12 protein-coding genes are annotated in these 9,476 nt (G+C 59.8%); 5 read left to right on the forward strand and 7 right to left on the reverse strand.

The annotated features are described in order from the left end of the window. The first annotated feature begins 49 nt into the window (after positions 1 to 49). The gene (locus ABL914_RS06080; protein ID WP_391562270.1) at positions 50 to 667 is read left to right on the forward strand and encodes an acyltransferase; all 618 of its coding nucleotides are present in this window, start codon (positions 50 to 52) and stop codon (positions 665 to 667) included. On the opposite strand, the gene ABL914_RS06085 is transcribed toward ABL914_RS06080, so the two are convergent. Next, positions 658 to 2,163 (reverse strand): lipopolysaccharide biosynthesis protein, encoded by a 1,506-nt coding sequence (locus ABL914_RS06085; protein WP_391562271.1) that lies wholly within the window; start codon positions 2,161 to 2,163, stop codon positions 658 to 660. The two genes, ABL914_RS06080 and ABL914_RS06085, sit on opposite strands and share 10 nt — an antisense overlap. An 81-nt stretch (positions 2,164 to 2,244) precedes the next feature. On the opposite strand from ABL914_RS06085, the gene ABL914_RS06090 reads away from it, so the two are divergent. Beyond that, on the forward strand, positions 2,245 to 3,420 hold the full coding sequence (locus ABL914_RS06090) for a glycosyltransferase family 2 protein (RefSeq protein WP_391562272.1): 1,176 nt from the start codon (positions 2,245 to 2,247) through the stop codon (positions 3,418 to 3,420). Here ABL914_RS06090 and rfbG read toward each other — a convergent pair. Genes rfbG through gluQRS form a run of 6 tightly spaced genes read right to left on the reverse strand, consistent with a single transcriptional unit; the run spans position 3,417 to position 7,927 of the window. Further along, positions 3,417 to 4,517 carry a CDP-glucose 4,6-dehydratase gene (gene rfbG / locus ABL914_RS06095; protein WP_391562273.1) on the reverse strand — a complete coding sequence of 367 codons (1,101 nt, stop codon included), beginning with the start codon at positions 4,515 to 4,517 and terminating at the stop codon, positions 3,417 to 3,419. The two genes, ABL914_RS06090 and rfbG, sit on opposite strands and share 4 nt — an antisense overlap. Continuing rightward, positions 4,517 to 5,296 carry a glucose-1-phosphate cytidylyltransferase gene (gene rfbF, locus ABL914_RS06100; protein ID WP_391562274.1) on the reverse strand — a complete coding sequence of 260 codons (780 nt, stop codon included), beginning with the start codon at positions 5,294 to 5,296 and terminating at the stop codon, positions 4,517 to 4,519. The genes rfbG and rfbF overlap by 1 nt, the downstream gene beginning before the upstream one ends. Positions 5,297 to 5,335: 39 nt before the next feature. Next, entirely contained in the window at positions 5,336 to 6,205 is an 870-nt protein-coding gene (locus ABL914_RS06105) for a 3-hydroxyacyl-CoA dehydrogenase NAD-binding domain-containing protein (protein ID WP_391562275.1), read from the reverse strand. Between the two features lie 60 nt (positions 6,206 to 6,265). Continuing rightward, positions 6,266 to 6,835 carry a cob(I)yrinic acid a,c-diamide adenosyltransferase gene (locus ABL914_RS06110; protein ID WP_391562276.1) on the reverse strand — a complete coding sequence of 190 codons (570 nt, stop codon included), beginning with the start codon at positions 6,833 to 6,835 and terminating at the stop codon, positions 6,266 to 6,268. A 1-nt stretch (position 6,836) separates the two neighbouring features. Continuing rightward, positions 6,837 to 7,070, reverse strand: a complete 234-nt coding sequence (locus tag ABL914_RS06115; protein WP_391562277.1) for a twin transmembrane helix small protein — start codon at positions 7,068 to 7,070, stop codon at positions 6,837 to 6,839. Beyond that, the gene (gene gluQRS / locus ABL914_RS06120) at positions 7,067 to 7,927 is read right to left on the reverse strand and encodes a tRNA glutamyl-Q(34) synthetase GluQRS (RefSeq protein ID WP_391562283.1); all 861 of its coding nucleotides are present in this window, start codon (positions 7,925 to 7,927) and stop codon (positions 7,067 to 7,069) included. The genes ABL914_RS06115 and gluQRS overlap by 4 nt, the downstream gene beginning before the upstream one ends. A 121-nt stretch (positions 7,928 to 8,048) precedes the next feature. Here gluQRS and ABL914_RS06125 point away from each other — a divergent pair, with 121 nt between their 5' ends. From ABL914_RS06125 to ABL914_RS06135, 3 genes are all read left to right on the forward strand, one after another. Then, positions 8,049 to 8,657, forward strand: a complete 609-nt coding sequence (locus ABL914_RS06125; protein ID WP_391562278.1) for an HNH endonuclease — start codon at positions 8,049 to 8,051, stop codon at positions 8,655 to 8,657. Between the two features lie 70 nt (positions 8,658 to 8,727). Then, positions 8,728 to 8,976 carry a type II toxin-antitoxin system Phd/YefM family antitoxin gene (locus tag ABL914_RS06130; protein WP_391562279.1) on the forward strand — a complete coding sequence of 83 codons (249 nt, stop codon included), beginning with the start codon at positions 8,728 to 8,730 and terminating at the stop codon, positions 8,974 to 8,976. After that, positions 8,976 to 9,407 carry a type II toxin-antitoxin system VapC family toxin gene (locus ABL914_RS06135; protein ID WP_391562280.1) on the forward strand — a complete coding sequence of 144 codons (432 nt, stop codon included), beginning with the start codon at positions 8,976 to 8,978 and terminating at the stop codon, positions 9,405 to 9,407. The genes ABL914_RS06130 and ABL914_RS06135 overlap by 1 nt, the downstream gene beginning before the upstream one ends. Positions 9,408 to 9,476 lie beyond the last annotated feature (69 nt).

A 9,476-nucleotide genomic window follows, 5' to 3' on the forward strand; every position in this document is an offset into this window, starting at 1 on the left:
GCAACTGTGGCATTGGATTGCCGCAGACCTAGCCGAAGCCCTGCAAGAAATGATACGAGAACCAATGCGGCACGCCTTTCCATTTTTTCGATTCGAAGCACTGCTGCACCGAATATATGCGCCGCTGGTGTTCCGCCGAAAGCTGGCTGGAATGGGATCCGGGGCATTTGTCAGTCCGTTCGCAGTCATCGAAGGGATGGCCGGTGTATCGCTTGGCGCAGGCTCCACCATCAGCCGCCGATGTCATATCGTCACCGTCAAGGAGCATGATCCGCCGATTGGCTCGCGGATAACGATTGGCGAAAATTCCTACGTTGGCCGGGGCTGTACCTTATCGGCATGTGGAACGATCAAGATCGGCAACGATGTAACATTTGGTGACAATGTTTACCTCAGCGCAGGCCAGCATGGATTTGATGACCCTGGCACAAGCGTGCTGAACCAGCCGATGTCATCCGGCACGGTCACTGTCTGCGATGGCGCGTGGATCGGGTATGGCGCGTTTATCAGTTCGACTTCTGAATTGAGCATTGGCGAATGTGCCATTGTTGCGGCGAATTCTGTTGTTACACGCGATGTCGAGCCGTTCACAATGGTTGGCGGAGTGCCGGCCCGGGTGCTGAAGCGATTTGATCATGCGGCCAAGCGTTGGGAAAATCAGCCTTGAATTCTGCGAAGCTTTGCAAGCACCCCAGTCCGAAACTCCTTGATTATCATCAAGCAAGATATTTGGGCCAACAGCGCTGCGGATAGAATAAATCCAAATTTTTGCCAGAGCAGCAGATCATCTGGAATGGCCATGCGGGCTATGCCCAATATTCCAATTGAAAAAATCAACGGCAGTCCCAATACATTTTTGTACCAGCGCCATTGCTCACCCACCAGAATGCGGCGATGCATGATCGCTACATCAAAATACAAATAGCTGAATGTCAGCCCAAACCAGCAAGCCGCCGCGCCGTAGGCTCCGAATTTGGGAACCACCAATAGCAATGACGGCAAATAAATGGCGATTGCCACGATATTTTTGTAAAGAGAAAGGCTGGTCCACCCGCTAGCAAGTTGAAGCGCATAGGGGATCAGGACCAAGGCGAGGCAGGTATGGCCCAGGGCAAGAAGTGTCAGAAAACCGCTTATTCGGTCGGCCGCTTCTGGATCCTGTAAATAGACAAGCGAGATTTCGGGGGCGAATGCAGCCAGGGTGATCGCTGCTGGCAGGATAAGCACCGCAACAGCCCGGCTTGCGCTATGATACAACTCGCTTTCCAGGACGCGATCTCCGCGCTCGATCGCGCTCGTCAACGCTGGGAATGTCGCGGATTGGACCGCTGAACCAGCCATCGCGATTAGCCCCGCTATACTGGAAGCGATCGAATAGTATCCAAATTCCCGAAGGCTCAGCAGCCTGGTCAGCAGCAGCTTGTCAAGCTGGGTCAGGACCAGCGAGAGCAGGGTGATCCCCATGATGCCCATCGAAAAGCCGGCGCTTTGGCGCAGGATCGAGAGCCGAGCGCGGGGCTTGTCGCCCGCCAATGCCAGCCCGCGCCAGGCCGCGATCCTGAGCGCCACGATCTGAACCGCGAACACCAGAACTTGCCAGCCAACAAACAAATCCACCCGCGGCGCCACCAACCACAGGATCAGGATTGCCCCGGCCCCCGCGGCGGTTGAACTGATTGTGGTGATCAGGTTGGCAGCAACCTGTCGCTGCATCCCTTGCAAAACCCCGACATAGAGCGAGACCGGCCAGCGCACAAAAGCGACCAGTCCCATCAGTTGCACCCCGCTGATCGCCTGCTCCGGCGGAATATTTTGCAACGTGATCCAGCTGTGCACCACAAAATCGGCCATCAACGCGATCGCGGTACCGATCACGGCGGCGATCATCCAATAGACCGCCTCAAACGTTCGCAACATCGCGCGGGCCTGACTGCGTTCATCGTCGCGCGCGCCATAACGGGCAATTTCGCGGTTTGCGGTTAGCGCAAGGCCAAAATCAAGCAAAGCGAACAGCGCGACCAGCGTGGTATAAAGGCTAATGAAGCCGTAACCCTCGGCCCCGATAAAGCGCAAATAGACCGGCACGAAAATGAACGACATCAAGGCGTTCCAGCCGCGTGCCAGCAGATTTGCGGCAATGTTGACTTTGATGCCGGTTCGCATAGGAGCGGGCTAGCCGCGCATCAGTTACCCCGCAAGGGTCTAGTCAGATTGGTGCCAGAATTCCGAGCCTCAGGTATCACCGTGACCCAGCCGATCACTGTCGTAATTCCCACCCGTGAACGGGCAGATACGCTGCGGCACTGCTTGCAGACGGTGGTGGCCCAACCGTGCAATCGGCTGCAGATCCTGGTTTCCGATAACGCTTCGTCCCCCGCCACGCGCGAAGTGGTGGATAGCTTTTCCGATGCCCGCATCCGCTATGTCAACACCGGCGCACGGCTATCGATGGCGCACAATTATGAATTTGCGCTAGGTCATGTGGACAGCGGCTGGATCGTGATGCTGGGCGATGATGACGGGCTGGTGGCTGGCCGCCTTGAACCGACCGTAGCCATGCTTGAGGCCAGCGGGCTCATGGCATTGAGCAGCGAGACCTGTTTTTACAACTGGCCCAAAGTTACATCAGACCGCGAACCGGCGCTAACGGTGCCGCTTTCACAAGCTGTGGTTACTGTGCGCAGCAGCGATGCTGTGGCCGATATTCTGCGGCTGGTCCGCCCCAAGGCGCGCCTTCCGCAAACCTACACCGGCGGGATTATCCATGCCGATGTGATCCGCGCAGCGCGCGCCAAGGACGGCAGCTTCTTTCAATCACAGATCCCCGATATCTATTCGAGCTTCGCCATCACAGCGACGGTTGAGCGGTATCTCTACAGCAAGGCCCCCTTTGCGATTGCGGGCCGTTCATCACACTCGATCGGGGCGGCGCTGTTCAAGCTTGAGAAGAACGCTTTCCTGGAAGAAGGATTGATCCCGTTTCACCGCGATTTCCCGACCGGCGAAATCGGTACGCTTTCATTCTCGATGCCAGCGATCCAATTTGAGTGCCACACCCAGGCAGCGTTCCTGCATGAACACAGAACTGGGGTTTCGAAGCAGCGCATGCTTGATCTGATGATGGCCAACACCAAGACCGGGCGGGCAGAAATGCTGCAATGGGGCCGCAGTTTCGCCAGTTTGCATGGGCTGGATTATGATCTGGCGATCCGCCGGATGCCGCAGGTTCGCCGTGAAAGCCGGATGCTTGATGGCTGGCGCTCGTTCAGGAACCTGCTTGAATGTGCGCGGCTTTATCCAGGCGATCCGATGCCGCTGGCCAATGTCCAGGAAGCGAGCGAAACGGCGGCGGCATTGCTGGCCAACCCGCCCAGCAGGGCCTGGTCAACAGTGCGGACTTTGAAGAAGCGCTTCGTTTAGACGAAAGGCGCGCCAGCCGCGCTGGCGTCTGCCAGATAGGCATCCAGATCGGCCTCACAAGCCCGGCGGGTTGCTTCACCGCGCTCCAGAACGGCCTGATACCAGCCCGCTGTTCGCTGGATCGTCTGGCCAAATTGCCAAATCGGCTGCCAGCCCAGCTCTGCCCGCGCCTTGTCAATCGCCAGCCGCAGCAGACCGGCTTCATGAGGTGCGGCTGGATCGTGGCCATCCCCCCAGCCGGGCCGCCCCCAGGCAGCCAACATCGCATCGGCAAGATCACCTACCCGCCGGGCATCTTCAGGATCGGGACCAAAATTCCAGCCTTCGGCAAAACGTGCGCCATTCGGGCCGGCCAGCATTGCACCCAGCCACAGATAGCCGCCCAGCGGTTCCAGCACATGTTGCCAGGGCCGCAGCGCCTGGGGGTTGCGCAGCACGGGGTGCTGATTGGCTGCCAGCGTGCGGGCCAGATCAGGCACGATCCGACCTGCCGACCAATCCCCGCCGCCGATTACATTGCCGGCCCGGGCCGTGGCCATGGTAATGCCGTGATCGGCCAATTTGTCCGTTGAAAAAAAGCTGCTGCGCCAAGACGCCACTGCCACTTCCATTGCCGCCTTGCTGGCGCTGTAGGGATCGTGCCCGCCCAGCGGATCATCCTCACAGTATGCCTGCCCGGTTTCACGGTTGAGATAGACCTTGTCAGTTGTCACCATCACCACCGCCGCCCGGGTGGCAGTGCGCCGGATCGCTTCCATCAGATTGATCGTGCCGGTGACATTTGTGGCAAAGGTTTCTGCTGGATGGGCATAGCTTTCCAGCACCAGCGGCTGCGCAGCCAGGTGGAAAACAAACTGCGGATTGGCCGCCATCAGGGCCGCTTCAAGCGTAGCGCAATTGCGCACATCGCCGATTGTGTGGGTTATCCCGGCGGCAATCCCAGCCTGTTCAAACAGGCTCGGTTCGGTCGGCGGGGCAAGCGCAAACCCGTGGACCTGGGCCCCCAATCGTTCCAGCCACAGGCAAAGCCACGATCCCTTGAAGCCGGTATGCCCAGTAACGAACACTCGTTTGCCGCGGTAAACATCGCCGAACATCAGCGTTTCCAGGGCGCCTGGCCGTTATCCCACATATCGTTCAGCAGTTTCCATTCGCGGTAGGTGTCCATCGGCTGCCAAAAGCCCGAATGTTCAAACAGCATCAGTTGGCCATCCTCGGCCAAGCGCCGCAGCGGTTCCTGTTCGAACACCAATCCCGGATCGGCATCCAGATAATCGAACACGCGCTTATCGAACACGAAAAAGCCGCCGTTGATCAGGCCTTCGCCAGTCTGCGGCTTTTCGCTGAACGCGCTGATAGCGTCACCGGAAACCGCCATTACCCCAAACCGGCCCGGCGGCCGGACCCCGGTTACTGTGCCGATCTTGCCGTGTCGGCGATGAAACGCGACCACTTGGGCGATATCGAGATCGGCCACGCCGTCACCATATGTAAAGCAGAACAGTTCCTGCCCGGCCAGCCGATCGCGCACCCGCCACAGCCGCGCACCGGTCATTGCGTTAACCCCGGTTTCGATCAGTTCGATCCGCCAGTCGCTTTCGGGAAAATCACCGGTATCGAATTCTACCGCACCAGGCTTTCCGGGGCAGACGGTGATATCAGCGACCTGTGCGTGGAAATTAAGGAAGTATTCCTTGATCGACCACGATTTGTACCCAAGGCACAGCACGAAGTCACTGATCTGGCTGGCGGCATAGATCTGCATTATGTGCCACAAAATCGGCCGATCGCCGATCCGGATCATTGGCTTGGGAATATCATCGGCAACATCGCGAATGCGTGTGCCTTGCCCGCCACAAAGGATAACCGCTTTCATCCCGCCCTAGCTAGCTGCATGGGCTGGATTGGCAAGAGCTTAGCGCGTGGGAACCGGCGCTTCGCCAGAGTAATCATAGAAACCCCGCCCGGATTTGCGGCCCAGCCATCCGGCTTCAACATATTTCATCAGCAACGGGGCGGGGCGATATTTGCTGTCACCGGTGGTGTTATAAAGCACCCGTACAATATCAAGGCAGGTATCAAGCCCGACGAAATCGGCCAGTTCAAGCGGGCCCATCGGGTGATTTAGGCCCAGCCGGCAGCCCTTATCGATATCGGCAATGCTGGCGGTTCCTTGCCCCAGTACGAAGACCGCCTCGTTGATCATCGGTAGCAAGATCCGGTTGACCACGAAGCCGGGTTCATCCTCGGCCAGGACCACCTGCTTGCCCAGGCTTTCAGCAAAGGCGCGGGTGCGCGCAACGGTATCTTTGGCAGTAGCAAGTCCTGGAATAACCTCGATAAGTTGCATAACTGGCACGGGGTTGAAAAAGTGCAGCCCGATAAACCGCGCAGGATCCGGAGAAGAGGTTGCCATCCGGGTGATCGGAATCGAGCTGGTGTTGGATGCCAGGATCGCATCTTCGCGCAGCACTTTGCCCACGCTTTCGAAAATTTTGCGCTTGATCTCTTCCTTCTCGGTCGCCGCTTCGATGATCAGATCGGCCTCTGCCATCGCGGAATAATCGGCGATCGGAGTGATCCGGGCGAGCGCTGCGACGGCTTCATCCGGGGTGATTTTCTCGCGCGCAACCAGCTTGCTCAGCGCCCGGTCGATCCCGGATTTGGCCTTTTCTGCCAATGCGATATCGATATCGGAGAGCAAAACCCTGATGCCGTTTTGCGCCACAGTCTGGGTGATGCCAGATCCCATCTGGCCCGCACCGATCACCGCCACTGTCCGCATTTTTAAACCCCTTCGCATCTGCAGCAAGTGCGGGTGGTTAGCGGGCTGCAAGCCGGTGGTCTAGCGGTTTTGGCCGGGCACCCAAAGAACGTCGCCAGAGCCCGCAAAATTGATCGCCCGGGCCAGCACAAACAGCAGATCTGACAAGCGATTGAGATAGGCCAGCGCCGCTGGATTGACCGGGCCACCCCCGGCCAGCGCCACCGCGCTGCGCTCTGCCCGGCGGGTTTCAGCGCGCGCAATATGGACCCGGGCCGCCTGTTCGCTGCCGCCTGGCAGGATAAAACTGGTCAACGGCGGCAGGGCGGCGTTGAGCCGGTCAATCTCTGTTTCCAGCCAATCAACCTGCGATTGGACGATCCGCAGGGTCATTTCAGATGGAGCGAAATCATCCCCAGGTGTGGCCAGATCAGCACCCAGATCGAACAGATCATTCTGGATTCGGGTGATCAGATCAGCATGCGCCGTGCCCATCAGCGAAACTGCGGCAAGCCCCAAAACCGAATTCGCTTCATCTACCGCACCGATCGATTCCATCCGTGCGGCATGCTTGGGCAGGCGCGATCCATCGACCAGCCCGGTGGTCCCGTCATCACCAGTGCGGGTGTAGATCTTGTTGAGTTTGACCATGCTATTTTTGCGCCGAAAACAGGATTATCGCGACCACGACAATTGCCGCCGCCTGAAACACGATCCGGCGCATCATCAGCTTGTTCTGCTTCAGCTGCATCGCGCTGGGGCCGCTGCTCTCGTCCTGGTCAAGCTCTTCGCGGGTCGATTGCAGGAAAGCGGCAATGCCGCGCACCAGGGTGATCACGGTCAGCGCCATCAGCACCAAGACCACAGGAACAAGCAGGTAAGTCATGGCGCCATCCCTACTCCTGCCGCCAACGAAATGCCAGCGGGCAAGCGCCTGTCCCTTAGGGCAGCGGCCAGCGCCCGGCCATCTTCCCCGGTTCGGCGCAGATCGGCCAGCGCCGGTGATCCGCGCCGCTTGGCCAGTTTGCGCGGTTGTCCATTGGCGTCTGCTTCAACCAGCAGGCCATGATGGTGCCAGCCCGGCACCGGCAGATCGAGCAGAGCCTGCAGCAAGCGGTGGATATGGCTGGCGCGCAGCAGATCAGCCCCGCGCGTAACCAAGGTGATGCCATCAGCGGCATCGTCCAGCGTCGCGGCCAGGTGATAGCTGGCCGGCGCTTCCTTGCGCAACAGAACGACATCGCCGAACGCCTCGGGCCCGGCCAATTGCCGCCCGGCCAGTTCATCCTCCCACCATAGCGGTCCGGCCAGATCGCTGGCGCGGGCCATATCGATCCGCCAGGCCGCATCAGCACCAGGCGGCGCGGTCTTGCCGCGGCAGGTTCCCGGATAGATCGGCCCATCGGGCCCGATATCGCGCGCCGCCATCGCCACCTCGGCCCGGTTGCAAGTGCACGGATAAAGCAGCCCCTGCGCCATCAGCCGCTCTCCAGCCGCAGCATAGCTTGCCAGCCGATCAGATTGGTACACCACCGGGCCATCCCAGCTTAGCCCCAGCCATTCCAGATCGGCGAGAATTTCGGGCACCAGCGCGGCCCGGCTGCGGGTGCCATCGATGTCCTCGATCCGCAGCAGAAACGCGCCGCCCTGCTGGCGCGCCAGATCATGCGCCATGATCGCCGCAAAGGCATGGCCCAGGTGCAGCAGGCCATTTGGGCTGGGGGCAAAGCGTGTCCGATGTATCACAACCTGCTTGTCCTGTGGATTGCACGCCGTGGCAAGGGTTGACGCGGGCAGGCCGGACATGGTCTCTATCCGGCATGCGCTGTCACACAACCGCAACCGCGCCCGCCTATCAGGGGGCATGCTCAAGTCGGAGCTGATTGAGCGCGCGGCCCGGTTCCGCAGCGCAGAGGGTGATCCCTCAAGGCATTTGTCCGATTGCCCGGCCTTGGTGCTGAACGCAGACTATACCCCGCTATCGTATTATCCGCTCAGCCTGTGGCCCTGGCAAACGGCGATCAAGGCGGTGTTTCTGGAACGGGTCGATATCGTCGCATCCTATGTGCGCGAAGTGCATTCACCCAGCTGGACCATGCCGATCCCCAGCGTGATCGCGCTGCGCAGTTACGTGAAGCCCAGCGAGCACCCGGCCTTCACCCGTTTCAACCTGTTCCTGCGTGACCGGTTCCAATGCCAGTATTGCGGCAGCCTTCACCAGCTGACCTTCGATCACGTGATCCCGCGCCGGCTGGGCGGGCGGACAAGCTGGGAAAACGTCGCCACGGCCTGCGCCCCGTGCAACCTTAAGAAAGGCGGCCGCACCCCGGCCCAGGCCAGAATGCCGCTGCTGGAACAACCGATCCGCCCCACCACCTGGCACCTGCAAGACCGCGGCAAGGGCTTTCCGCCGGGCTACCTGCATGAAACCTGGCGCGATTGGCTGTACTGGGATGTTGAGCTGGAGGCTTGAGGGGCATACTGCTCTTGCAAAATCGGCAAATCTGAGATATATGACCAAAATTCTGGTCAGGAACCGAATAATGAGCTCAGTCAAACTTGCCGATGCCAAAGCCCACCTGAGCGAACTTGTCGACCGTGCCGAGGCGGGCGAGAGCGTAGAAATAACTCGGCATGGCAAACCCGCCGCGCGGCTGGTTCCGCCTGAAACGAACAAGCCGAAACGCCGCTTTGATCGCGCAGCACTGGCCAAAATGACCGAAGGGCTGCCGATGCAGGTGCAAAGCGCCGGAGAATTTGTCCGCGCAATGCGGGATTCGGATCGGTATTGATGATCTATTGCGATACTTCGCTGTGCGTTGCAGGCCTGTCGAATGAGCCGATGGCCGGGGCGGTTCAAGCCTGGCTGGCCGATCAGGAAGCGGACGCGCTGTGCATCAGCGCGTGGGGGGTGACCGAATTTTCCAGCGCGGTATCGCTGAAACTTCGGCGCGGTGAAATTGACCCGCCCGCGAAGGCGCAGATGCTGTCCAACTGGCAAATAGTCCAGCGCGACCATCTGACCGCCGTCACAGTTTCCGATCAAGCCTTCGCCCTGGCTGCACGGTTTTGTGATCGCGCCGATCTGGGGATCAGGGCCGGCGATGCCTTGCACCTCGCGGTCGCATCGCTGGGTGGGCACCGGCTGGCCACGCTAGACAGGCAGCTGGCAGCGGCAGCTTTAGCGGTAGGTGTGGAAGTTACCGGACCCGCTCCGGCCTGAAACAGCACGGAAGACTGAAGTCTGTCCTTAAAGAGATCGAACCACCGCTTCCCCATTTCCCGCTGGGGA

Origin of the sequence: Novosphingobium sp., from assembly GCF_040079535.1 — a bacterium.
Lineage (GTDB): Bacteria > Pseudomonadota > Alphaproteobacteria > Sphingomonadales > Sphingomonadaceae > Novosphingobium.

Bases quoted from the DNA above. Each gene is read 5' to 3' on its own strand.
- ABL914_RS06080 (WP_391562270.1), top strand. From the start codon at position 50: ATGATACGAGAACCAATGCGGCACGCCTTTCCATTTTTTCGATTCGAA.
- ABL914_RS06085 (WP_391562271.1), bottom strand. From the start codon at position 2,163: ATGCGAACCGGCATCAAAGTCAACATTGCCGCAAATCTGCTGGCACGC.
- rfbG (WP_391562273.1), bottom strand. From the start codon at position 4,517: ATGTTCGGCGATGTTTACCGCGGCAAACGAGTGTTCGTTACTGGGCAT.
- rfbF (WP_391562274.1), bottom strand. From the start codon at position 5,296: ATGAAAGCGGTTATCCTTTGTGGCGGGCAAGGCACACGCATTCGCGAT.
- ABL914_RS06105 (WP_391562275.1), bottom strand. From the start codon at position 6,205: ATGCGGACAGTGGCGGTGATCGGTGCGGGCCAGATGGGATCTGGCATC.
- ABL914_RS06110 (WP_391562276.1), bottom strand. From the start codon at position 6,835: ATGGTCAAACTCAACAAGATCTACACCCGCACTGGTGATGACGGGACC.
- ABL914_RS06115 (WP_391562277.1), bottom strand. From the start codon at position 7,070: ATGACTTACCTGCTTGTTCCTGTGGTCTTGGTGCTGATGGCGCTGACC.
- ABL914_RS06125 (WP_391562278.1), top strand. From the start codon at position 8,049: ATGCTCAAGTCGGAGCTGATTGAGCGCGCGGCCCGGTTCCGCAGCGCA.
- ABL914_RS06130 (WP_391562279.1), top strand. From the start codon at position 8,728: ATGAGCTCAGTCAAACTTGCCGATGCCAAAGCCCACCTGAGCGAACTT.
- ABL914_RS06135 (WP_391562280.1), top strand. From the start codon at position 8,976: ATGATCTATTGCGATACTTCGCTGTGCGTTGCAGGCCTGTCGAATGAG.